This is a genomic window from Pseudomonas sp. NPDC090208 (assembly GCF_044746785.1).
GTDB lineage: Bacteria > Pseudomonadota > Gammaproteobacteria > Pseudomonadales > Pseudomonadaceae > Aquipseudomonas.
In genome coordinates, this window is the sequence record NZ_JBIVCU010000003.1 from 434,155 (window position 1) to 457,211 (window position 23,057).

Consider the following 23,057-nt stretch of genomic DNA (forward strand, 5'->3'; position numbering starts at 1 on the left):
TGGCAAGTGTTGCTGGAGCAACAGTGGTTTGGGGTGATTGTGCTAGCTGTGTTGCCATGCCGAAATCCGGCAAACAACACGCACCTGTGGGAGCCGGCTTGCTGGCGAATGCGTCAGTTCAGTCAATAGTAGAGGCGGCTGACACACTGCTTTCGCCAGCAAGCCGGCTCCCACGGCCTTCGGCCAGAATCAAAAGCAACCGTGTTCGGTAATCTGGGGAAGAAAGCCCTTGGCTGCCTCTTGAAACAGAGGGTGGGGCTTTTCAGGTAACTCGCCGCGAGGCGAAACAGGCTGCGCTAGTGACACACCAACCCGTCAGCAAGCTTCAGGCTGTCCAACAACACTGCATTGCTGTGCAGATCCCACGCCTGCACCTGGCCGCCTTTCGATTGCCAGTCGCGCAAGCCGGCCTGCAGCTGTCGCAGGCTCTTGCGGTCGGGTTGTGCCAGGTAAACCTGCGCATCGGCGCTCGCCTCCAGCCCCTGCGGCAGCATGCGATAAAAGCGCCAGTCGGGGGTTTGCAACAGGCTGGTCAAGACCGTGCGCTCGTCGGCCAGCAGCTTGCACTCGCCGGCCATGAACGCGGTGGCGGCACGAATCGTCGAAGGGTACGTGCGCAGCTGCGCGCCACGCTCCTGTAAATCCACCGCCCACGGGCTGCCGAACGCCACGCAGACGCTCTGCCCTTTCGGTGCAGCCTCCGTCAGCGCCGCATTGCGCAACGCCACCAGCGCGCCGTGGCGATAGCCATCCGGCAAATCGCGCAAGGCCGCCCGCTGATGTTTCAACCCCGGCACCTCCAGGCTACCGGCAAGCACCGCATCGACCTGCCCCTTGGCGAGAAGCGCGGAAATGTCTTCACCCGGAATCGCCACCAGTTGCACCTCGATGCCCAGGTACTGGCCCAATGCGCTCGCCAGCGCACTGTCCAGATCGTCCGGCTCGGACACCAGCGCCTCGCTGCTGTCAGTGGGTCGCGGGTAGCTGCGCACGCCCAGGCGCAACAGTTGATGCTGCCGCGCCTGAGCCAGTACCGGGCCGTCACCGCTTTCCGCGTCATCGAGCATCGGCAGCAACCACACCGCGCACACCGCTCCCGCGCCGATAAGCGCCGCGAGGCCATAGCGAATCCAGCCCCCGGAAAACGCCGGCGTTGCCTTAGCCGGCATGTTTCAGCCCACGGCGCCAGCGGGTGAAACGCCGTTCCAGCAACGCCAGCAGGAAGTTCAGCAGCAATCCCACCACCGCCAACAGCAGAATCCCCGCGTACATGCTCGGGATCTGGAACACCTCCTGAGAGTTGAGCGTGAGAAAACCCAACCCGGAATGGGCGCCGATCATTTCCGCTGCCACCAGCGCAGTGATGCAATACGCACCCGCCAGGCGCACACCGGTAAAGATCGACGGCGACGCTGACGGCAGGACGATTTTCAGAAACAGAAAACGCCGGTTCGCGCCCATCGACAGCGCCGAGTTGATCAGCAGCGTATCGACCTGCTTGACCCCGCTGATGGTGCTCAACAGGATCGGCCAGAACGACGCCCAGAAAATGATCGCCACCTTGGACAGCTCACCAATGCCGAGGAACAGGATGAACACCGGAAACAATGCCAGCGCCGAGGTCTGCCGGAAGAACTGCAGCAACGGATCAAGGATGCGTTCCAGGCGGACGAACCAGCCCATCAGCAAACCCAGGGTAACGCCCGTGACAATCGCCAGCGCCAGCCCGGCCAGCGATCGGATCAGGCTGGCCTGCAAATGCTTGAGCAAGGCGCCATTGCCGGCCATGTCGGCAATCGCCGCGAGCACCTCCGAGAGCGGGCTCAGATAACCCGGATTGACCACGCCCAGGCGTGGCAGCGCTTCCCACAACGCCAGGAAAATCAGGATGCCGAGGGAGCTGTCGATCACCCGGCGAGACAGTTTTTTCACGCTCATGCTCACACTCCGATGCGGTAGCCGCTCAGTCGGGCCACCTGTTGCCAACTGGCCTGACGCGGCGCTTGCGCGCTGGCCCGGTCATCGCTGACGGTGCCGCCCATGGCCTCGCGCAACGACTCCCACGCCCTCTGCCGCAGGTGCACGAAGTCGTGGCTGTTGCGCACTTCCGGCAGGCGCGGACGAGGCAGGTCGATGTCGATGATGTCCTTGATCCGCCCCGGACGCGGCGTCATCACCGCCACCCGGTCGGACAGGAAAATCGCCTCGTCGAGGCTGTGGGTGATGAACACGATGGTTTTCTTGCGCAGATCCCAGATGCGCAGCAATTCGTCCTGCAGGGTCTCGCGGGTTTGCGCGTCGAGGGCGGCGAACGGTTCGTCCATCAACAGCACGTCGGGCTCGTACACCAGCGAGCGGGCAATCGCCACGCGCTGGCGCATGCCACCGGACAGTTCGTGGGGATAGCGCGCGGCGAAGCCGTTGAGGCCGACCAGATCCAGATATTCCCGCGCCCGCTCACGCCGCTCGGCCTTGCCGACGCCACGGATTTCCAGGCCCACGGCGATGTTGTCGAGCACCGTGCGCCAGGGCAGCAACGCATAGCCCTGAAACACCACGCCCTGGTTGCGGTTGATGCCTTGCAGCGGCTGACCGTCGATGTTCAGCGTGCCGCCGGTTTTCTGTGCCAGCCCGGCAAGAATGTTGAGGTAAGTGGACTTGCCACAGCCGGACGGGCCGAGGATCGACAGGAACTCGCCTTCACGCACGTTGAGGTCGAAGTCCTTCAACACCTCGACCCGCTCGCTGCGCCCGGCTTCGTCCTGGGCGTGGTATTCCATGTGTAAGTGCTGGGTTGTGATTTTGTACAAACGGTTGTCTCGCCCTGTTCAAATAAATGGAAGCGCGCCCCTATAGGCGCTGGCTTGCCTCGGACCAACCTGTAGGAGCGTGGCTTGTCCCGCGACCGGCTGCGCAGCAGTCGTAAAACCTGACGACTACGCAGTCCTGACACACCGCGTTTACCGGATTTACGACGACTCCGTCGCCGGTCGCAGGACAAGCCAGCTCCTACAGGGTTTGCGCATGTCCGTGAAGGTTATGCCTTGGCCAACGCATTGAACTGATTGGTGTACACATCCTTCACCGACACCGCGCCCGGCTTGATCTTCTTCTCGCTTTCGAGGATGTCGATGTAGTACTGGATCGGCGGTTCGGTGATCACCAGATCGTCGATGTAGGCGTAGCGTTCGACCAGTTCCAGCGGGGTGCCGATGCGTTGCGAAACGATCTTGCGCGCCTCGTCCGGGTTGGCGTTGACCCAGTTGGCGGCCTTGGCGATGGCGGTGACGAAATCCTCGGTGGCTTCCGGGTTTTCGCGGATGAACTTGCCGTAACCGCTGTACGGCGCCATGCCGCCCAGGCCCTTGTCGAGGTCGTAGTCGCTCCACAGCTTGCGCAGCTCGGGGTTGTGCTCGGCGCCACCGGAAGCCGGCGGGTGGATGATGGCGATGTCGATGTTGCGGCTGACCAGGGTCTGCTCACCCTGGTTGTCAGGGATCACGACCCAGTTGATCTTGTCGACATCGACGTCATGTTCGCGCAGGTACTTCTTGGTGACGAACTCGGCGCAAGCACCGAAGCTGTTGAAACCGACGGTCTTGCCTTCTATGTCCTTGGGTTTGAAGATCCCCGAGTCGCTGCGCACGAAGTACTTCATGTGCGGCGCTTCCTGCAGGGTCTTGCCGCCAGCGGCCACCACTTTCAGATCCAGACCACTGGCAATCGCCGAAATCACCAGCGGCACCATGCGCGTGCCGAAGTCGATCTCGCCGGTGCCGACCAGCGGGATGATCTGCGGCGCGGCGATCTTGCCGATGTAGTTGGGCCGCGTGCGGCTGCCGTCGAAGTAACCCAGCGAGTCGGCCAGGTAGACCAGATCGAAGGACGGGTTGTCCGGGTACTTGAAGCTGACCACCTGATCCGAGCGTTTCTTGATCACCGCCGGTGCCGCGCTGGCGGTCTTCTCCTGTTTGTCGCAGCCGGGCAGGATCAGACCTGCTGCCCCGGCAGCACCGAGCAGCGCCATGTTTTTGATAAACGTTCTTCGGCTGTTGCGTTCTTGCATGTTGGCGTTTCCTGTTCATGGCAGCCGGTACACCTTCAGGGTGTGGCTGAAGCGTGCGGATCACGGTAGTTAAAATGGGATAAAGCGGCGTTGCGATTATTGGGCGGACACCATGAATGTACGAGCCGGCCCCGCATAAAACTGTGGGCGACAATAATAAGCGGCGCAATTAACCGTCAATGAAATCCGCTATAACGTTTTCAACTAAAGTTATTCCTCTGGCTTTATGTAATCGGTAGCCGTCCGGCTTGTCGGCGGTAAATATTCCGAATCGCCACCGCCGGCAAGCCGGACTGCTACGGGCGTCATAACCTGTAGGAGCGCGGTTTGTCCCGCGACCGGCTGCGCAGCAGTCGTAAAATCTGACGACCCTGCAGCGCTGACACACCGCGCTTACCGGTTTTACGACGGGTTCCCCGTCGGTCGCGGGACAAGCCACACTCCTACAGATAAAACAGCCATTCAAGTGTTGCTCCAGCAACAGTCAATGCACACAACCCATCACACTTGCACACAGCACTGGAATAAAAATCCACTTATATAGGGCGCATCCAGTTATTTTCCGGCATTCACAACTAAAACCAACTAACGGCACACCCCTTGCAATAACACGTCGACAACATTCATCGCCGGAGTGTTTCTCTTGTCTTTATTGCCGTCACCTCTCGATTATCCCGACAGTCCGTTATCCCGCGCGTTTGCCCAGCCGTTGATGCTGGGCCTGTTTCTGCCGATCCAGTCCGGTGGCTGGAGTGCCTCGGCGTTGCCGCGCAGCACCGACTGGCGTTTTGAATACAACAAACAGCTGACCCTGCGTGCCGAAGCGCTGGGCTTCGATCTGGTGTTCGCACTGGCCGAGTGGCTGGGCAAAGGCGGTTACGGCGGCGACATCCGCTACCACGATGAATCCCTCGATGCCTTTATCACTCAGGCCGCGCTGGCCTCGGTCACCGAGCGCATCCTGCTGATTTCCACTCTGCATGTGCTCTACGGCCCCTGGCATCCTCTGCACCTGGCGAAATTCGGCGCCACCCTCGACCACATCAGCCAGGGCCGCTGGGGGCTGAATCTGGTCACCGGGCATCGCCATCGCGAACACCGCCGCTTCGGCAGTGCGCCGATCGAACACGACCAGCGCTACCTGCAGGCCGACGAGTTCGTCCGCGTGGTTCAGCAGCTGTGGGCCAGCCACGAGAACGTCGATTTCAATGGCGACTATTACCGCCTCGAAGAGGCCTACAGCAGCGTCAAGCCGCGCTTTGGCCGGCCGGTGCTGGTCAACGCCACCGGTTCCACCGCCGGTATCGAGTTCGCGGCGAAGCATTCCGACATCGTCTTCACCACCAGCCCCGGCAGCGCCGAAATCGAAAACGCGCTGAGCCTGCTGCCCGAACATCTGCAGAAGATCAAACAAGCCGCGCAACGCCATGGCCGCCAGGTGCGCACGCTGATCAATCCGCTGGTGATCTGCCGCGACAGCGATGCCGAAGCCTGGGAAGTCCACGCAGCGATCACCGCCGCCGGCGACCCCGGCACCCTTGAAGGCCACGCCCGCGAAGCCAGCGACGCCCACGCCTGGCGCGGGCATCAGGCCGAGCACCGCTACGTCGGCGGCAACATTCAGCTGGTCGGCAGCCCGGAGACCGTGGTGCGCGACATCCTGCGCCTGAAGCAGGCCGGCATCGATGGCATCCAGTTGAGCTTTTTCGATTTCGCCCCGGACCTTGAACAGTTCGGCGAGCGCGTATTGCCCCTGCTCAAGCAGGCCGGCCTGCGTCACTGACTTTTATTGCAAGGAAGACTGCCCATGCCCTTCACCCGTCGCCAATTCATCGCTGGTCTGTCCGCCCTGCCCTTGCTCGGCGCCAGCGTGCCGTTCCTGCCCAGCGCGCTTGCCGCTGCCACCGCCGAAGCGGTCAGTGGCCGACGCATCTTCAACCTGTTGGTCAACCCCGAGCCGCCGTCGCTGAGTTCGTTCAACACCACCGCCGGCACCACCATCACCGCCAGCAGCAAGGTGCTGGAAGGCTTGCTCAGCTATGACGAGCAACTCAACCCGCAACCGGCGCTGGCCACTGCCTGGGAAGCTGCCGCCGATGGCCTGAGTTACCGCTTCACCCTGCGTGAAGGCGTGAAGTGGCACGACGGCCAGCCGTTCACCGCCGACGACGTGGCGTTTTCGCTGGACCTGATCAAGCGCTATCACCCGCGCGGCGGCGGCACCTTCGCCAACCTGCACAGCGTCGAGACGCCGGATGCGCACACCGCCATTGTCCGCCTGAGCAAACCGGCGCCGTACCTGATCCGCGCCTTTGCCGCCGGGGAAACGCCCATCGTGCCGAAGCACCTGTACGCCAGCGGCGATCCGCTGAGCAACCCGCACAACAACGCGCCGGTCGGCACCGGGCCTTACCGTTTCAAGCAATGGCAGCGCGGCAGTTTCATCGAGTTCGAGCGCAATCCGGATTACTGGGATGCCGGCCAGCCGCAGGTCGATACCCTGTTTCTCAAGGTCATTCCCGATTCGGCGGCGCGGCTGGCGGCGTTCGAAAACGGTACCCTGGATGCCGGCGGGCAAAGCCCGGTGCCGTTGAGCGATCTGGCGCGCCTGACCCAGTCCGGCAAGCTCAAGTCCACCACACGCGGCTACGCCTACACCATCACGCCGACCATTCTGGAGTTCAACCTCGACAACCCGTACCTGGCCCGCCATGAAGTGCGCCAGGCGATTGCCCACGCCCTCGACCGCGAGGTGATCAAAAAGGTGGTGTATTACGGCTACGCCGAGGTGAGTGTGGCGCCGATTCCGAAAAGCTTTCCGCATTACCATTACGACGGACCCAATCCTTACCCGTTCGACGTGGCCCGCGCCAACGCCCTGCTCGATCAGGCCGGTCTGCCGAAGAAAGGCAACGCCCGTTTCAGCCTGACCCTCGACCCGCTGCCCTACGGCGACAGCTACGCCCGCACCGCCACCTACGTGCGCTCGGCACTGGCGCGGATCGGCATCGACGTGCAGCTGCGCTCTCAGGACTTCCCGACCTACATCAAGCGCATCTACACCGACCGCGATTTCGATTTCGCCGTGGTCGGCATGGGTACCACGTTCGACCCGACCGTGGGTGTGCAGCGGTTGTACTGGTCGAAGAACTTCCGCAAGGGCGTGCCGTTCTCCAATGGCACCCACTACAACAATCCGGAAGTCGACCGCCTGCTGGAAAGCGCGGCAGTGGAAACCGACGAGGCCAAACGCGGTGAACTGTTCAAGGCGTTCCAGAAGATCGTCATTGAAGAACTGCCCAATATCACCCTGGTCATGCAGCAGCAGGTGACGGTGTACAACGCGCGAGTATCGGGCTTCGAGGGCGACGGCAACGGTCTGGACGGCAGTCTGGCGCAGGTGCGTCTGGCCGGTGAGGCAGTCGCCCATGGCTGAACGTCTGCGGCTGTTGCGCCTGACCCGGCGCACTTTGTGGCAAGCGCTGCCAACGGTGCTGGGTATCGTGCTGTTGAACTTCTTGCTGCTGCGGCTGATTCCCGGCGACGCGGTGGACGTGCTCGCCAGTGAGTCCGGCGGCGCCACCGAGGCGACCCTGGCGCAATGGCGCAGCCACTTCGGTCTGGACCTGAGCCTGGGTCAGCAGCTACTGGCCTATTTCAACCATCTGCTGCATTTCGATCTGGGCCTGTCGCCGCGCTTCAACGTACCAGTGATCAGCCTGATCCTCGACCGCCTGCCCAACACCTTGCTGCTGATGGTCAGCGCGCTGCTTGTGGCGCTGGCCGTAGGTATCGCCGCCGGGGCGGTGATGGCAAGCAAGGTCGGGCGCTGGCCGGATCGCGTGCTGTCACTGGGCGTGCTGTTGCTGTATTCGACGCCGGGTTTCTGGATCGGTCTGATGGCGGTGGTGCTGTTTTCCGTGACCCTCGGCTGGCTGCCCAGCGACGGCATCGCCACCCTGGGGTTGGACTTGCACGGCGCCGACTGGTTGATCGACCGGCTCAAGCATGTGTTGTTGCCGGTGCTGACCCTGTCGTCGTTCTACATCGCCCTGTATGCCCGCCTGACCCGCGCTTCGATGCTGGAGGTGCAGCGCCTGGACTTTGTCCGCACCGCGCGGGCCAAGGGTCTGAGCCCGGCACGGATTGCCATCCGCCATGTGTTGCGCAATGCGCTGTTGCCGGTGACCACCCTCGCCGGCCTGCATTTCGCCGCGCTGCTGGGCGGTGCGGCGGTCACCGAAACGCTGTTCGGCTGGCCCGGACTGGGGCGTTTGACCCTCGATGCCGTGTTGTCCCGTGACTACAACCTGCTGCTGGGGATTCTGCTGCTGTCGTCGATGCTGGTGGTGGTGATCAACGTCGCCATGGACCTACTGCAGGCCTGGCTGGACCCGCGGATTCAGGTGGATTGAGCGAGTGCACCGTGATGGGGGCGCGTTTGAATCTGCCGCAGGCGTAGGAGCTGGCTTACCTGCGATCTGGCGCGAAGCGGCAGTAAGACCTGCATCCCCGTTTGGTCAGGTTGAACGCATGTACAGGAACAACTGCCGGTTCCCGGCAGATCGCAGGCAAGCCAGCTCCTACGCCCTGCGGGCAGAAACAATGCGTACCCGTCATTTGAAAAGTGAGGATTCGATGTCGACAACTGTTCTTGCGCAACACCGCAGCGGTCACAGTGAAAGCCTGTGGAGCGCGCTGCGGCGCAATCCGGCGGCGCTGACCGGTGCGGGCATTCTGCTGCTGACTCTGCTGGTCGCCGTCAGCGCCGGTCATTTCTTCTCCGGCGACCCACTGGACATGGTCGCCGCACCGCTGCTCTGGCCCGGCAGCGACCCGGCCTTCCCGCTCGGCACCGACTCGCTGGGGCGCGATGTCGCCGCCGGTATCGCCCACGGCGCCCGCGCCTCGCTGCTGATCGCCCTGTACGGCACCTTGATCAGCGTGTTGATCGGGGTCAGCGTCGGGGCCGTGGCCGGCTATCACGGCGGGCACATCGACGACGTGCTGATGCGCATCAGCGAAGTGTTCCAGACCGTGCCGTCGTTTCTGCTGGTGATCGTCATCGTCGCCATCGGCACACCAACGGTGAACATCATCGCCCTGGCCATCGGCATCTCGTCATGGCCGACCATCGCCCGGCTGATTCGCGCCGAATTCCGCACCCTGCGCGCCGCCGACTTCGTCACCGCCGCGCGCAGCCAGGGTTTCAGCAACCGCACCATCATCCTTGAGGAAATCCTGCCCAATGCCCTCGCGCCGCTGGTGGTCACCGCCTCGATTCTGGTGGCCTCGGCGATCCTGATCGAGGCCGGGCTGGCCTTTCTCGGCATGAGCGACCCGAATGTCGCCAGTTGGGGCGGCATGATCGGCAGCGGCCGCGAACAGATCGCCAGCGCCTGGTACCTGACTGCGTTGCCGGGCGTGGCGATCATCGCCGTGGTGCTGGCGTTCAACCTGCTCGGCGACGGTCTCAACGATGCGCTCAATCCGCGCCTGCGCAGGTACCTGCCATGAGCCTGCTCGATGTGCGCGGACTGCGCGTAGGTTATGAGGGCGTCGAGGCGGTCAAGGGTCTGGACTTTACCCTGGACGCCGGTGAGACCCTGGCACTGGTCGGAGAATCCGGCTGCGGCAAGTCGACCACTGCACTGGCCCTGCTGCGCCTGTTGCCGGGTAACGCTCGGGTCACCGGTCAGGCGCTGTTCGAAGGCCGTGACCTGTTGCAATTGCCGGACCGGCAGATACGCCAGTTGCAGGGCAACGCGCTGGGCATGGTGTTTCAGGAGCCGCTGTCGAGCCTCAACCCGGTGCTGACCCTCGGTGAACAGTTGGCCGAAACCCTGCTCACTCACACCGACCTGAGCCGCCGTCAGGCTTGGCAGCGTGCCGAAGAACTGTTCGGTCTGGTCAAGCTGCCGCGCCCGGCGGCGCACCTGCGTGAATACCCGCAGCATTTGTCCGGCGGCCAGCGCCAGCGGGTGATGATCGCCATGGCCATCGCCTGCCAGCCGCGCCTGCTGATCGCCGACGAGCCGACCACGGCGCTGGATGTCTGCGTGCAGGCGCAGATTCTCGAACTGCTCGACAGCCTGCGCCGCGAGTTGAACATGGGCTTGCTGCTGATCACCCACGACCTGGGCGTGGTCAGCCAGCAGGCCGACCGGGTGATCATCATGCACGACGGTGAAGCGCTGGAGCGCCAGCCCACCGCCGAACTGTTCAAGCACCCGATCCACCCGTACACCCGTGGCCTGCTGCAGGCTTCGCTGGGCCGCGAACACAACCAGCATTATCTCGACCAGCGCCTGCCGGAAATCCAGGTCACCCGCCAGCCCGGCCAGCCCAATCAATACGCGGTCAGCAGCACGCGCCATGCGCCGGGTCATGAACCGATCCCGCCCAGCCTGAGCGTACCGCCATTGCTGGAGGTCGATCGGTTGAGCCTGGGTTATGGCGAACGCGATGTGCTCAGCGGGCTGTCGTTCAACATCGGCGCACGGGAAACCGTCGGGCTGGTCGGCGAGTCCGGGTGCGGCAAGTCGACCCTGAGCAAGGCCCTGCTGGGATTGCTGCAACCCCGTCAAGGGCGCATCGCGTTCGGTGGGCGCGACATCTCAAGCTTCAGCCCGGCGGAGCAGCTGAAGTGGCGCGGCCAGTTGCAGATGATCTTTCAAGACCCTTACGCCGCGCTGAACCCACGGCACAGCGTCGAGACGATCCTTGACCGGGTGCAGCGTCTGCACAGCCAGAACGACGCCACCCAACGCCGCCTGGACCGCGAAGCCATGCTTGATGCGGTGGGCCTGCCGCGCAACAGCCTTAATCGCTTGCCGCACCAGTTTTCCGGCGGCCAGCGCCAGCGCATCGGCATCGCACGGGCGCTGATCGTGCAACCGAAACTGGTGATCTGCGACGAGCCGGTGTCGGCGCTGGATGTGTCCACTCAAGCACAGATCCTCAACCTGCTGGTGGAGTTGCGCGAAGCTTTCGACCTCTCCTATCTGTTCATCTCCCACGACTTGTCGGTGGTGCGCTATTTCGCCGACCGCGTGCTGGTCATGCACGACGCGCACATCGTCGAGCAGGCCACGCCCCACGCGCTTTGGCAGCAACCGCAACACAGTTACACCCAGCGCCTGCTGGCGGCGATTCCCGGCAGCCGTCAGCCGACGATACAGCCGCCTCTCCAACCCCCACTCCCCCTGGCCAGCCGCCTGTCCTTCGCGGTCGCCTGTTAGTTCTGGATCAAACAAGGAGTTTTGCCATGACCCAACGCAAAGACACACTGAAACTCGGCCTGTTCCTGCGCGCCACCGGCCATCACATCGCCGCCTGGCGTGACATCGGTTCACAGGCCGATGCCGGGATTCGCATCGACCATTACATCGATCTGGCGCGCAAGGCCGAGGCCGCCGGCTTCGACACGCTGTTCCTCGCCGACAGCGTGTCGGTACGCAGCATCGACGCGCCGACCTTCGACCGGGTGATCGCACCGAGCCTGAGTTTCGAGCCGCTGACCCTGCTGGCGGCACTGGCAACCGTGACCTCTCGTATTGGCCTGGTGGCGACCGCCAGCACCAGCTACAGCGAGCCGTACAACCTGGCTCGCCAGTTCGCGTCGCTGGACCAGATCAGTGGCGGGCGCATCGGCTGGAACCTGGTCACCAGCAGCGACCCGGATGCCGCGAAAAACTTCGGCAGCAGCACGGCGCGCAGCCAGCCGGCTCATGCCGACCGCTACAGCCGCGCCCGCGAATTTCATCAGGTCGTCGACAAGCTGTGGGACAGCTGGGAGGACGACACCCTGTTGCTGGACAAGGAAAAAGGCCTGTTCCTTGACCGCGACAAGCTGCACATCGCCGACCATCAAGGCGAGCATTTCCATGTGCGCGGGCCGCTCAACGTGCTGCGTTCGCCCCAAGGCAAACCGGTGCTGGTGCAGGCCGGCGCCTCGGAAGATGGTCGTGATCTGGCGGCCGCCACGGCCGAGGCCATCTTCGCCGCCCACCAGAGCCTGGCTGACGCGCAGGCCTTCTATAGCGATGTGAAATCCCGCGCCGCCGTGCTGGGCCGCAAGCCTGAACACATCAAGATTTTGCCGGGGGTGACCATCTTCACCGCACCGACTTCTGCCGAAGCCCATGCCAAGCATCAGCGCCTGCAGAATCTGGTTCACCCGGAAGTAGGTCTGAGTCTGTTGTCCGGCCTGCTTGGCGGTGTTGACCTGTCACACCTGCCGCTGGACGGTCCGCTGCCATTGGATCTGCCAGCCACCAACGCCTCGAAAAGCCGTCAGCAACTGATCCTGCAACTGGCCGCCGAGGGCCTGACCATTCGCCAGCTGTATCTACGCCTGGCCGGCGCCCGTGGGCACTGGACCCTGGTCGGCTCGCCGGAAGAAGTGGTCGATCAGTTGCAGGCCTGGTTCGAAGGCTACGGCGCCGACGGTTTCAACATTCTGCCGCCAACTTATCCGGAAGGTCTGGACGACTTCATCGCGCTGATCCTGCCCGAGCTGAAACGCCGTGGTCTGGTGCCCGCCGACGGCCCGACCGGCAAGACCTTGCGTGAGCGTCTGGGCCTGCCCTACCCACAACACCCGGCGGCGTTGCGTCGCGAACGCACTGCCACCGTTTGAACTGAACCGATTAAAAGAACAGGAACGCCGTACATGACCCATCAAATCGATCTGGCCTGGGGCGCTGGCCCTTCGCAACGCTACGAACAACTGGCCGAACGTTTCCGCCCGCTGTTCGCCACCCTGCGCGAAGGCGCCATCAGCCGCGAGCTGGAGCGCCGTTTGCCAGTGGAAGAAATTCAACTGCTCAAGGCCTCGGGTTTTACCGCCGTGCGCGTGCCCGAAGAGTATGGCGGCGCGGGCGCAACCATTCCCGAACTGACCAACCTGCTGATCGAACTGGGCGAAGCCGACTCCAATCTGGTGCAGGCGCTGCGCGGCCATCTGGGCTTTACCGAAAGCGTGCTCAGCAGCCCCGACAGTGCCCGTCGTGCGTTGTGGCTGGAGCGGCTGGGTCGCGGCGAAACCGTGGGGCCTGCTACCGGCGAAATCGGCCAGACGCCACAGGCACGGCTCGACTCGCGGCTGTATCTGGACGGCGAGCAATGGCGCATCGACGGCAGCAAGTTCTACACCACTGGCAGTCTTTACAGCGACTGGATCGACGTGGCGGTCAGTGATCACGACGGCAAGCGCGTGTTCGTCACCGTGCGCCGTGATGATCCGGGGGTCGAGGTGATCGACGACTGGAACGGTTTCGGCCAGACCCTGACTGCCAGCGGCACGACGCACTTTCGCGGGGTGCCGGTGGATCCGCGCAATATCGTCAGCGAAGATCGCTTTGCCTATTCGCCGGCGATTTTTCAGATCATCCACCTGGCGAATCTGGCCGGTATTGGCCGGGCGCTGACGGGCGAGATTGCGGCGGCGGTGGGCAAACGCACGCGCTCATTCAGCAACGGCAATGCGTCTCGCGTGGCGCAGGATCCGCAGGTGTTGCAGGTGGTCGGCAGTCTGCGTGCCGCGGCCTACAGCGCTGGCGCCATCGTGCTGAAAAACGCCGAGGCGATTCAGCGTGCCTATGAGGCGGTGTTGAACGGTGATGCGCAAGCGCGGCAGCGCGCGGTGGACATCGCGGAACTGGAGATTGCGCAGTCGCAGACCATTGTCAGCGATCTGATCATCGATGCCAGCTCGCGGATGTTCGACGCCCTCAGTGCTTCAGCGACGTTGCGTCCGCAGGGCCTGGACCGTTTCTGGCGCAATGCGCGGACGCTGGCTTCGCATAATCCGCGTATCTACAAGGACCGTATCGTGGGGGATTTCGCGGTCAACGGCACGCCACCGCCGGCACAGTGGAAGATCGGGGTGGCTTGAGCGCTCCGACGCGGCCCCTTGCAGGAGCTGGCTTGCCCTGCGACCGGCGACGCAGTCGTCGTAAATCCTGTACACGCGGTGTGTCTGGTTGATCGCTTTAGCTGCTAACGCAGCCTGTTTCGCCTGGCGGCGAGTTACGCGGACCTTGTAGGAGCGTGGCTTGCCCGCGATCGGCGACGAAGTCGTCGTAAATCCTGTGCACTCTATTTGTCTGGTGGATCGCATGGTCTGCTAACGCAGCCTGTTTCGCCTGACGGCGAGTTACTTGGAAAAGCCCCAAGTAACCAAGGGCTTCTTACCCCGCCATACGGCACCTCGCTAATGCTCGGTGTACCCTCACTCCGGCAATGCTCCGTGGGCCCGCCGCGAATGGGCCATCCATGGCCCACGCGGCTCTCGCGGCATCCATGCCGCTCGGCGCCACTACGCACCGCCTGCGTTCGGCCTTCTGGGACGGGGCCCCAAGATCAAAAGCCAGATCAAAAGCCGGCGATACACACACTCCCTGTGGGAGCGGGCTCGCCCGCAAAGGCGCCCTCAACATCGCCGCCGCCGGCAAGCCGGACTGCTACGGGTTTTGGCGGCGTGCTGAAACCTGCCAGACACCCTGAATAACTGTGGGAGGGAGCTCTGCTCGCGAAGGCGGTGGGTCAGGCCATACAGCATCGACTGAGCCGACGCTTTCGCGAGCAGGGCTCCCTCCCACGGAGATTTGCGATAAGCCCAACCTTGTTGAGTTTCCACTCAATTCCCGTAGCAGTCCGGCTTGCCGGCGGCGACGATCCTGAGGGCGCTACTGCCGGCTGGCCGGACGGCTACGGTTATGTCCCGCCCAGCACACATCTGCCAGGAAACATCTGACCTGTGGGAGGGAGCCCTGCTCGCGAATGCGGTGGGTCAGGCCATACAGCATCGACTGAACCGACGCTTTCGCGAGCAGAGCTCCCTCCCACGGAGATTTGCGATAAGTCCAACCTTAAGGTGTGGCCGCCTGTGGTTCGGCGTTTACCCAACCTTTACCGACTCTAGACCTCTCTTTACACGGTTCCGGTGTTTCATGTGTCCATGGCGAACCCAAACATGCCGCCAGAGGAGACACCATGTTTTCGAAGATGACTAAAGCCCTGATCCTGTCCGGTTGCCTGGTCGCTGCCGGGGCAGCTTCCGCCGACGAGCGTAACGTGATCGTGCCCGTCATCGCCGGAGCAGCCGTAGGTGCAGTGTTGGCAACCGTGCTGAGCGATTCGGGCCACGACCACCATCGTCCGCATTATCAGAACTACGCACCTGCGCCGCGTTATCAGCCGGTGGCCTATTACGCGCCGCCGCCACCGGTGGTGTACCGCCGTTACGAGGCGCCGCGTCCACGGGGCTATTACGATGCCGGTTATCACCGTGGCTATGACCAACACCGGGGTGACGGTCGCTGGTAATCGATGAGTGCTGAAAAAAAGCCGCTGCCGTCACAGGCAGCGGCTTTTTTCATGCTGTCGCAGCAGACTGAAATATGTCCCCGAACTGCCGTCAAACAAGCGGCAGTATCGTTTCAGTACACGCCTTTCAACCCTGAAAAATTCCACTGTTTAAACAATAACGAATTCCATCATCTCGACGGCACTTAGTTGGCAGATTCTCTCACCTTATATATGACCCCTGCCGGCTGAACGCGACCTGTACGACACTTGTAGTCCCACTGTTTCGTGGAGTGTTTTCTGTGATTATTGGCCGTGATCCACAGGCACTCCTTAGCAGAGGATTTCCAGATGTCAACTCATCAGCTCCGCCGCGACCTCCGCAGCCGCCCGACCTGTAATGGAACTGTCACGCGCTGTAGACGTAATTTTCATACTTGTTCTACTATCGTCCCGGCATCGGCTTTTCACGGACAGACAGACTTTGATGCCAACGGAGTATTGCGCATGCACGGAAGCCCTCTCACCCATGACCTCAAGTTTTCCATCGTCCCTGATCGCCCACTGTTAATACGGGCGTCCATTCAGCTCGCCCTGACTTTTTGATGTGTACAGCATTCGGTAGTTGAAGCGTAATCTGAGGGGATATCCATGGATCAGGCATTTCTTCCTTTTTCCCGACCAAGTATCGGTGAAGAAGAAATTGCTGCAGTTACCCGGGTTCTACAGTCCGGCTGGATCACCACCGGCCCGGAGTGCAAAAAACTCGAAGAACAATTCGCACAGCGCGTCGGCGCCGAGCACGCGGTGGCGTTGTCGTCGGCGACCGGCGCCATGCATATTGCCTTGCTCGCGCTCGGCATCGGGCCGGGCGATGAAGTCATCACGCCGTCGCAGACCTGGGTTTCCACCGCCAACGTGATCTGCCTGCTGGGCGCCACGCCGGTGTTTGTCGATGTCGATCGCGACACGCTGATGACCGACGCCTCGCTCATCGAACAAGCCATCACGCCGCGTACCAAAGCCATCATTCCAGTGCATTACGCCGGCGCCGCCTTTGACCTCGATCCGCTGTACACCCTCGCCTCGCGCCTGGGCATCGCCGTGATCGAAGACGCCGCCCACGCAGCCGGCACCGGCTACAAGGGCCGCCCCGTTGGCGCTCGCGGCAGCGCGATCTTTTCCTTCCATGCGATCAAGAACATGACCTGTGCCGAAGGCGCCATGTTCGTCAGCGACGACGCGGCGCTGGCCGACCGTGTGCGTCAGTTGAAATTCCACGGGCTGGGCGTCGATGCCTACGACCGCATGACCCACGGGCGCAAGCCGCAGGCCGAGGTCATCGAGCCAGGCTTCAAATACAATCTGGCAGACATCAACGCCAGCATCGCCCTGGTGCAACTGCAGCGCCTTGAGGAAATCAACGCCAAACGCCAGGTACTCGCCAACCATTACCTCGAACGCCTCGCCGGCAGCCCCGTTCTCCCGCTCGCTCAGCCGCATTACCCGCAGCAGCACGCCTGGCATCTGTTCATCCTGCGCATCGACGCCGAGCGCTGCGGCATGGATCGCGACAGCTTCATGAAGGCGCTGCAGGAAGTGAACATCGGAACGGGCATCCATTTCATCGCCACTCACCTGCACCGCTATTACCGGCAACGCTTCCCCGACGTTCACCTGCCCAACACGGAATGGAACTCGTCGAGGCTGTGTTCCATCCCGCTGTTTCCCGACATGACACTCGACGATGTCGAGCGCGTCGTCAGTGCTATTGAATCGATCGTGGGACCCCGCCCTTGAAACCTTATCCAGTCAACTGTGTATCGATCGTCATCCCGGTCTACAACGAACAGCAGAGCCTGCCGGAATTGTTGCGCCGCACCGAAGCGGCCTGCATGGAATTGCCCTACCCGTTCGAAATCATTCTGGTGGACGACGGCAGTCGCGACGACTCGGCCGACCTGTTGCAGCAGGCCGCCGAGCGCGAAGGCAGCCCGGTGGTGGCGGTCATCCTCAACCGCAATTACGGCCAGCATGCCGCGATCATGGCCGGTTTCGAGCAATGCAAGGGCGACGTGGTGATCACCCTCGACGCCGACCTGCAGAACCCGCCCGAGGAAATCCCGCGTCTGGTCAAGCTGGCAGCCCAGGGCTACGACGTGGTCGGCACCGTGCGCAGCAACCGTCAGGATTCGGCCTGGCGGCGCTGGCCCTCGAAGCTGATCAACCTGGCGGTGCAACGCTCTACCGGCGTGGCGATGAACGATTACGGCTGCATGCTGCGTGCCTACCGGCGCACGGTGGTGGACGCCATGCTCGCCTGCCGCGAGCGCAGCACGTTCATTCCTATCCTGGCCAACAGCTTCGCCCGGCACACCACGGAAATAACCGTCGAGCACGCCGAGCGCGAACACGGCGACTCCAAGTACAGCCCGATGCGCCTGATCAACCTGATGTTCGACCTGATCACCTGCATGACCACCACCCCGCTGCGCCTGCTGAGCATCATCGGTTTCAGCATGGCGGCACTCGGCATTCTGTTCGCCGGGCTGCTGATCGTGCTGCGCCTGATCTTCGGTGCGTCCTGGGCCGGACACGGCACCTTCGTGCTGTTCGCCGTGCTGTTCGTGTTCACCGGCGGGCAATTCATCGGCATGGGCCTGTTGGGTGAATACCTGGGCCGCATGTACAGCGACGTCCGCGCCCGCCCGCGTTTCTTCATTGAAAAAATCGTCCGCAGCCCGGCTGCGAGCACCTCCCATAGCACTGTTTCTCCTGCATCCCCTTATCTGAACAAGGTTGCGCCATGAGCACTAAAGCTGTCGTTTTCGCTTACCACGATATTGGCTGTGTGGGCCTGAAGGCCTTGCTGGACGCCGGTTATGAAATTTCAGCGGTGTTCACCCACGCCGATGATCCTGCCGAGAAGACCTTCTTCGGTTCCGTGGCTCAGCTGTGTGCTCAACACGACATTCCGGTGCATGCGCCAGAAGATCCAAACCATCCGCTGTGGGTAGAACGCGTCGGCAAGCTCGCGCCCGATTTCATTTTCTCTTTCTACTACCGCCAGATGCTCGGCGAGCCGCTGCTGGCGTGCGCGCAAAAAGGCGCGTTCAACCTGCACGGTTCGCTGCTGCCGCGTTATCGCGGCCGCGCGCCGGCCAACTGGGTGCTGGTCAACGGTGAAAGCGAAACCGGCGTGACCTTGCATCAGATGGTCAAGCGTGCGGACGCAGGCCCGATCGTGGCCCAGCAACGCGTGCCGATCAGCGCCGTCGATACCGCGCTGACCCTGCACGGCAAGCTGCGTGAAGCGGCTGCCGATCTGCTGTGCGAAACCCTGCCACTGCTGGCTCGCGACCAGCTGTCGGGCACGCCGCAGGATGAATCCAAGGCTACCTACTTTGGCCGTCGCACGCCGGCCGACGGCCTGATCGACTGGGCTCAGCCTGCCTCGCGCCTGTACAACCTGGTGCGCGCGGTGACCCAGCCCTACCCCGGCGCGTTCAGCCCGGTGGGCGAGCACAAGCTGATCGTCTGGGCAGCGCGCGCCGAAGACAGCAACGGCGGCGAAGCCCCTGGCACGGTGATCAGCTGCGACCCGCTGCGCATCGCCTGTGGCGAGGGGTCGCTGGTGATCGAAGCCGGCCAGCGCGGTGACGACGGCCTGTATCTGCGCGGCGCGCAACTGGCCCGGGAGTTCGGGCTGGTCGAAGGTTCGCGCCTGAGCGGTGCCGACAAACGCCGCCCGACCCGACGCACCCGCGTGCTGATCCTCGGCGTCAACGGCTTCATCGGCAACCACCTCTCCGAACGCCTGCTGCAGGACGACCAGTACGAAATCTACGGCATGGACATCGGGTCGGACGCCATCGAGCGCCTGCGCGACAAGCCCAACTTCCACTTCATCGAGGGTGACATCAGCATCCACACCGAGTGGATCGAGTACCACATCAAGAAATGCGACGTGGTCCTGCCGCTGGTGGCCATCGCCACGCCTATCGAATACACGCGCAATCCGCTGCGGGTCTTCGAGCTGGATTTCGAGGAAAACCTCAAGATCGTTCGCTACTGCGTGAAGTACAACAAGCGCGTGATCTTCCCGTCGACCTCCGAGGTCTATGGCATGTGCCAGGACGCCAGCTTCGACGAGGACACCTCGAACCTCGTCGTCGGGCCGATCAACAAGCAGCGCTGGATCTACTCGGTGTCCAAGCAGTTGCTGGACCGGGTGATCTGGGCCTACGGCCAGAAAGGGCTGCAATTCACCCTGTTCCGTCCGTTCAACTGGATGGGACCACGCCTGGACCGCCTGGACTCCGCACGTATCGGCAGCTCCCGGGCCATCACTCAGCTGATCCTGCACCTGGTGGAAGGCACGCCGATTCGCCTGGTGGACGGTGGTGCGCAGAAACGCTGCTTCACCGACGTCGCCGACGGCATCGAGGCGCTGGCACGGATCATCGAAAACCGCGACGACCGCTGCAACGGCCAGATCATCAACATCGGCAACCCGGAAAACGAAGCGAGCATCCGCCAGTTGGGCGAAGAGCTGCTGCGCCAGTTCGAAGCTCACCCACTGCGCTCGAACTTCCCGCCGTTCGCCGGTTTCCGTGAGGTCGAAAGCCAGTCGTTCTACGGCAAGGGCTATCAGGACGTCAGCCATCGCAAGCCGAGCATCGACAACGCACGCCGCCTGATCGGCTGGGAACCGGGCGTCGAGCTGAGCGAAACCATCGGCAAGACCCTGGACTTTTTCCTGCGTGAAGCCATGGCCGAGAAGGCGGGTCAGCATTGATGCGGGCAGGACTGCGAATCGATGTCGACACCTACCGCGGCACCCGTGAAGGTGTGCCGCGGCTGCTGGACATGCTCGACGAAGCCCAGGTCAAGGCAACGTTCTTTTTCAGCGTCGGGCCGGACAACATGGGGCGCCACCTGTGGCGCCTGGTGCGGCCGACCTTTCTCTGGAAAATGCTGCGCTCGCGGGCAGCCAGCCTCTACGGCTGGGACATTCTGCTGGCGGGCACCGCGTGGCCCGGCAAACCGATCGGTCGCGACCTCGGGCCGTTGATGCGCCGTGCCCGCGACGCCGGTCACGAAGTCGGCCTGCACGCCTGGGATCACCATGGCTGGCAGGCCAATGCCGGACGCTGGAGCGAAGCGGAACTGAGCGGACAGATCGGCCGTGGGGTCGACTGCCTGAGCGACATCCTCGGCGAGCCGGTGACCTGCTCGGCGGCTGCCGGCTGGCGCGCCGACGAGCACACCGTGCAAGCCAAGCAGGCCTTCGGCTTTCGCTACAACAGCGACTGCCGGGGCAGCAGCCTGTTTCGTCCGTTGCTGGCCGACGGTCGGCCTGGCGCACCGCAGATTCCGGTGGACCTGCCGACCTTCGACGAAGTGGTCGGGCCGCAGGTCGGCGCTCCTGCCTTCAACGATTTCATCCTCAAGCGCTTTTCCGAGCGCCAGCTCAACGTCTACACCATCCACGCCGAGGTCGAAGGCATCGTCATGGCCGAAGGCTTCGCACAACTGCTGCAACGGGCGCAGGCCCAGGACATCCACTTCCAGCCACTGGGCCGCTTGCTGCCCGACGCCATCGACGAGTTGCCCTGCGGGCAGGTCGTGCGCGGCGCGCTGTCCGGCCGTGAAGGCTGGCTGGGGGTGCAGCAATGAACGACAGTCGGATTCGTGGTATCGCCTGGCTGTTGCTGGCCTTTGTCGCGGCGTATCTGCTGCCGCTCGGTTCCCATGGTTTGTGGATTCCGGACGAAACCCGCTACGCACAGATCAGTCAGGAAATGCTGCACAGCGGGCAATGGGCGGCGCCGCATTTCATGGGGCTGCGCTATTTCGAGAAACCGGCCGCCGGCTACTGGCTGATCGCGCTGGGTCAGGCGATCTTCGGTGAAAACCTGTTCGGGGTGCGCTTTGCCTCGGCGCTGAGCACCGGCCTGAGCGTGGTGCTGGCGTATCTGCTCGCCGGCCGCCTGTGGAATGATTCGCGCAAGAGTTTCGCCTGCGCGCTGCTGTTCATGAGCTTCGCGTTTGTCGCCGGCCAGGCCGGTTACAGCAACCTGGACCCGCAGTTCACCTTCTGGGTCAACCTGTCCCTCGTAGCGTTCTGGTATGCCGTGCACAGCGCGGGGCGTGCGCGTCTGGCCGCCTGGGCAGTACTCGGGCTGGCCTGCGGCATGGGTTTCATGACCAAAGGCTTTCTGGCCTGGGCGCTGCCAGTGATCGTCGCCCTGCCGTACATGCTCTGGCAGCGCCGCCTGACCGAGCTGTTGCGCTTCGGTCCGCTGGCGGTGCTGGTCGCCATCCTGGTCTGCCTGCCCTGGGTGCTCGCGGTGCATGCGCAGGAACCCGATTACTGGCGTTTCTTCTTCTGGCACGAACATGTCCGGCGTTTCGCTGGCGAAGACGCACAACACGCCGAGGCCTGGTGGTTCTACCTGCCGCTGATGGTCGCCGCCTGCGTGCCCTGGGCCTTGCTGCTGCCGGTGACGTTGAAGCAGGCGTGGCAACACAAGCGCCGCCCCGACATCGCGTTTCTGCTGCTGTGGCTGCTGTTGCCGCTGGCGTTCCTGAGCCTGAGCAAAGGCAAGCTGCCCACCTACATCTTGCCCTGCCTGCTGCCGCTGGCACTGTTGATGGGCGATGCGCTGGTCGAACGACTCAAGCAACGTCACGGCCTGGCCCTGCGGATCAACGGCCTGCTCAACGCCGCGGCGGCCAGCCTCGGCCTGGTGGCGCTGCTGTATCTGCAACTGAAACGGCCGGTGTACGACCAGGAGCCGCTGCACCTTGCGCTGGCCGTGCTGGTGCTGGCCGGCTGGGTGGTGAGCAACGCCCTGCAGGGCTGGCGACCGCTGAAATGGTGGGCGGCGCCGGCTGCCGGCAGTTGGTTGCTGGTGGCGGCCTTGCCGGCAGCACTGCCCAACAGCGTGGTGTTCAACAAGACCCCGGATCAGTTCGTCGCCCGTCATCAGGACGAGTTGCAGGCCAGCCGCCACCTGTTGAGTAACGATCTGGGCGCTGCATCGGCGCTGTCGTGGCGTCTGAAACGCACCGACGTGGCGCTGTTCAACACCCTCGGCGAACTCGAATACGGCCTGGGCTATCCCGACGTACAGGGCCGCGAAGTCAGCATGCTGGACATTGAAAGCTGGATGAACCAGGCCCGCCGCGAAGGCCCGGTCGGCGTGATCATGCGTGGCAAGAGCGACGAGGAATTGCGCGAACTCGACCTGCTGCCCAAGGACGGCAAGCGCTATGACGAGGGCAATCTGGTGATTCTCATCTACGAGAAGCTGCCGTCATGACCTGGTTGATGCTGCTCGCCGCCTGCCTGCTGACCTGCCTGGGTCAGCTCGCGCAGAAAGTCGCCGTGGACAGCTGGCGCGACGGTTTCCCCGGCATCTGGGTGGCCGCCCGCAGTGCCTGGTTGTGGCTGGCGCTGGCCTGCCTCGGCTCGGGCCTGCTGACCTGGCTGCTGGTGTTGCAGCGCATGGACGTCGGTATCGCCTACCCGATGCTGGGGCTCAATTTCGTGTTGATCACCCTCGTGGGCCGCTATGTGTTCAAGGAGTTCGTCGACCCGCGCCACTGGCTGGGCGTGACTCTGATCCTGGCCGGGGTCGTGTTGCTGGGGCAGCAGGCATGAGCCGCCGTGGCG

18 protein-coding genes are annotated in these 23,057 nt (G+C 63.2%); 14 read left to right on the forward strand and 4 right to left on the reverse strand.

Going from position 1 to position 23,057, the window contains the following annotated elements:
• Window positions 1–296 precede the first annotated feature (296 nt).
• The 4 genes from ACIPL0_RS07665 to ACIPL0_RS07680 form a co-directional block, all read right to left on the reverse strand.
• Entirely contained in the window at window positions 297–1,169 is an 873-nt protein-coding gene (locus tag ACIPL0_RS07665) for a substrate-binding periplasmic protein (protein ID WP_400595443.1), read from the reverse strand.
• Window positions 1,159–1,938 (reverse strand): ABC transporter permease, encoded by a 780-nt coding sequence (locus ACIPL0_RS07670; RefSeq protein WP_400595441.1) that lies wholly within the window; start codon window positions 1,936–1,938, stop codon window positions 1,159–1,161. Before ACIPL0_RS07670 ends, ACIPL0_RS07665 begins: the two co-directional genes overlap by 11 nt.
• Window positions 1,939–1,940: 2 nt before the next feature.
• A complete protein-coding gene (locus ACIPL0_RS07675; protein WP_400595439.1) occupies window positions 1,941–2,780 on the reverse strand; it encodes an ABC transporter ATP-binding protein in 840 nt (279 codons plus the stop codon).
• A gap of 257 nt (window positions 2,781–3,037) precedes the next feature.
• Window positions 3,038–4,066 carry an ABC transporter substrate-binding protein gene (locus tag ACIPL0_RS07680; RefSeq protein WP_400595437.1) on the reverse strand — a complete coding sequence of 343 codons (1,029 nt, stop codon included), beginning with the start codon at window positions 4,064–4,066 and terminating at the stop codon, window positions 3,038–3,040.
• 643 nt (window positions 4,067–4,709) lie between these two features.
• Between ACIPL0_RS07680 and ACIPL0_RS07685 the strand changes: the two genes are divergently transcribed.
• The 14 genes from ACIPL0_RS07685 to arnE all read left to right on the forward strand — a co-directional run bounded on the left by ACIPL0_RS07685 (window position 4,710) and on the right by arnE (window position 23,045).
• Window positions 4,710–5,849 carry an LLM class flavin-dependent oxidoreductase gene (locus tag ACIPL0_RS07685; RefSeq protein ID WP_400595435.1) on the forward strand — a complete coding sequence of 380 codons (1,140 nt, stop codon included), beginning with the start codon at window positions 4,710–4,712 and terminating at the stop codon, window positions 5,847–5,849.
• Window positions 5,850–5,873: 24 nt separating this feature from the next.
• Window positions 5,874–7,502: an ABC transporter substrate-binding protein gene (locus ACIPL0_RS07690; RefSeq protein WP_400595433.1), complete on the forward strand. Its 1,629-nt coding sequence runs from the start codon at window positions 5,874–5,876 to the stop codon at window positions 7,500–7,502.
• Window positions 7,495–8,481 (forward strand): ABC transporter permease, encoded by a 987-nt coding sequence (locus ACIPL0_RS07695; RefSeq protein WP_400595431.1) that lies wholly within the window; start codon window positions 7,495–7,497, stop codon window positions 8,479–8,481. The genes ACIPL0_RS07690 and ACIPL0_RS07695 overlap by 8 nt, the downstream gene beginning before the upstream one ends.
• A 223-nt stretch (window positions 8,482–8,704) precedes the next feature.
• On the forward strand, window positions 8,705–9,583 hold the full coding sequence (locus tag ACIPL0_RS07700) for an ABC transporter permease (protein WP_400595429.1): 879 nt from the start codon (window positions 8,705–8,707) through the stop codon (window positions 9,581–9,583).
• The gene (locus ACIPL0_RS07705) at window positions 9,580–11,307 is read left to right on the forward strand and encodes a dipeptide ABC transporter ATP-binding protein (protein WP_400595427.1); all 1,728 of its coding nucleotides are present in this window, start codon (window positions 9,580–9,582) and stop codon (window positions 11,305–11,307) included. The genes ACIPL0_RS07700 and ACIPL0_RS07705 overlap by 4 nt, the downstream gene beginning before the upstream one ends.
• Window positions 11,308–11,333: 26 nt before the next feature.
• Entirely contained in the window at window positions 11,334–12,707 is a 1,374-nt protein-coding gene (locus ACIPL0_RS07710) for an LLM class flavin-dependent oxidoreductase (protein ID WP_400595425.1), read from the forward strand.
• Between the two features lie 33 nt (window positions 12,708–12,740).
• Window positions 12,741–13,964 carry an acyl-CoA dehydrogenase family protein gene (locus tag ACIPL0_RS07715; protein WP_400595423.1) on the forward strand — a complete coding sequence of 408 codons (1,224 nt, stop codon included), beginning with the start codon at window positions 12,741–12,743 and terminating at the stop codon, window positions 13,962–13,964.
• A 1,100-nt stretch (window positions 13,965–15,064) separates the two neighbouring features.
• Window positions 15,065–15,397, forward strand: a complete 333-nt coding sequence (locus ACIPL0_RS07720; RefSeq protein ID WP_400595421.1) for a hypothetical protein — start codon at window positions 15,065–15,067, stop codon at window positions 15,395–15,397.
• A gap of 630 nt (window positions 15,398–16,027) precedes the next feature.
• Entirely contained in the window at window positions 16,028–17,176 is a 1,149-nt protein-coding gene (gene arnB, locus ACIPL0_RS07725; protein WP_400595419.1) for a UDP-4-amino-4-deoxy-L-arabinose aminotransferase, read from the forward strand.
• Complete coding sequence (arnC, locus tag ACIPL0_RS07730; RefSeq protein WP_400731506.1) at window positions 17,173–18,186, forward strand: undecaprenyl-phosphate 4-deoxy-4-formamido-L-arabinose transferase; 1,014 nt, start codon at window positions 17,173–17,175, stop codon at window positions 18,184–18,186. The genes arnB and arnC overlap by 4 nt, the downstream gene beginning before the upstream one ends.
• Window positions 18,183–20,174 (forward strand): bifunctional UDP-4-amino-4-deoxy-L-arabinose formyltransferase/UDP-glucuronic acid oxidase ArnA, encoded by a 1,992-nt coding sequence (gene arnA / locus ACIPL0_RS07735; protein WP_400595415.1) that lies wholly within the window; start codon window positions 18,183–18,185, stop codon window positions 20,172–20,174. The genes arnC and arnA overlap by 4 nt, the downstream gene beginning before the upstream one ends.
• Window positions 20,174–21,055: a 4-deoxy-4-formamido-L-arabinose-phosphoundecaprenol deformylase gene (arnD, locus tag ACIPL0_RS07740; protein WP_400595413.1), complete on the forward strand. Its 882-nt coding sequence runs from the start codon at window positions 20,174–20,176 to the stop codon at window positions 21,053–21,055. Before arnA ends, arnD begins: the two co-directional genes overlap by 1 nt.
• Window positions 21,052–22,704, forward strand: coding sequence for a lipid IV(A) 4-amino-4-deoxy-L-arabinosyltransferase (gene arnT, locus ACIPL0_RS07745; RefSeq protein ID WP_400595411.1), 1,653 nt, complete (start codon window positions 21,052–21,054; stop codon window positions 22,702–22,704). Before arnD ends, arnT begins: the two co-directional genes overlap by 4 nt.
• Window positions 22,701–23,045, forward strand: coding sequence for a 4-amino-4-deoxy-L-arabinose-phosphoundecaprenol flippase subunit ArnE (arnE, locus tag ACIPL0_RS07750; RefSeq protein ID WP_400595409.1), 345 nt, complete (start codon window positions 22,701–22,703; stop codon window positions 23,043–23,045). The genes arnT and arnE overlap by 4 nt, the downstream gene beginning before the upstream one ends.
• Window positions 23,046–23,057: the final 12 nt, after the last annotated feature.

Excerpts from the sequence above, each read along its gene's own strand:
- ACIPL0_RS07665 (WP_400595443.1), bottom strand. The coding sequence starts at position 1,169 with ATGCCGGCTAAGGCAACGCCGGCGTTTTCCGGGGGCTGGATTCGCTAT.
- ACIPL0_RS07670 (WP_400595441.1), bottom strand. The coding sequence starts at position 1,938 with ATGAGCGTGAAAAAACTGTCTCGCCGGGTGATCGACAGCTCCCTCGGC.
- ACIPL0_RS07675 (WP_400595439.1), bottom strand. The coding sequence starts at position 2,780 with ATGGAATACCACGCCCAGGACGAAGCCGGGCGCAGCGAGCGGGTCGAG.
- ACIPL0_RS07680 (WP_400595437.1), bottom strand. The coding sequence starts at position 4,066 with ATGCAAGAACGCAACAGCCGAAGAACGTTTATCAAAAACATGGCGCTG.
- ACIPL0_RS07690 (WP_400595433.1), top strand. The coding sequence starts at position 5,874 with ATGCCCTTCACCCGTCGCCAATTCATCGCTGGTCTGTCCGCCCTGCCC.
- ACIPL0_RS07695 (WP_400595431.1), top strand. The coding sequence starts at position 7,495 with ATGGCTGAACGTCTGCGGCTGTTGCGCCTGACCCGGCGCACTTTGTGG.
- ACIPL0_RS07700 (WP_400595429.1), top strand. The coding sequence starts at position 8,705 with ATGTCGACAACTGTTCTTGCGCAACACCGCAGCGGTCACAGTGAAAGC.
- ACIPL0_RS07705 (WP_400595427.1), top strand. The coding sequence starts at position 9,580 with ATGAGCCTGCTCGATGTGCGCGGACTGCGCGTAGGTTATGAGGGCGTC.
- ACIPL0_RS07710 (WP_400595425.1), top strand. The coding sequence starts at position 11,334 with ATGACCCAACGCAAAGACACACTGAAACTCGGCCTGTTCCTGCGCGCC.
- ACIPL0_RS07715 (WP_400595423.1), top strand. The coding sequence starts at position 12,741 with ATGACCCATCAAATCGATCTGGCCTGGGGCGCTGGCCCTTCGCAACGC.
- ACIPL0_RS07720 (WP_400595421.1), top strand. The coding sequence starts at position 15,065 with ATGTTTTCGAAGATGACTAAAGCCCTGATCCTGTCCGGTTGCCTGGTC.
- arnB (WP_400595419.1), top strand. The coding sequence starts at position 16,028 with ATGGATCAGGCATTTCTTCCTTTTTCCCGACCAAGTATCGGTGAAGAA.
- arnA (WP_400595415.1), top strand. The coding sequence starts at position 18,183 with ATGAGCACTAAAGCTGTCGTTTTCGCTTACCACGATATTGGCTGTGTG.
- arnD (WP_400595413.1), top strand. The coding sequence starts at position 20,174 with ATGCGGGCAGGACTGCGAATCGATGTCGACACCTACCGCGGCACCCGT.
- arnT (WP_400595411.1), top strand. The coding sequence starts at position 21,052 with ATGAACGACAGTCGGATTCGTGGTATCGCCTGGCTGTTGCTGGCCTTT.
- arnE (WP_400595409.1), top strand. The coding sequence starts at position 22,701 with ATGACCTGGTTGATGCTGCTCGCCGCCTGCCTGCTGACCTGCCTGGGT.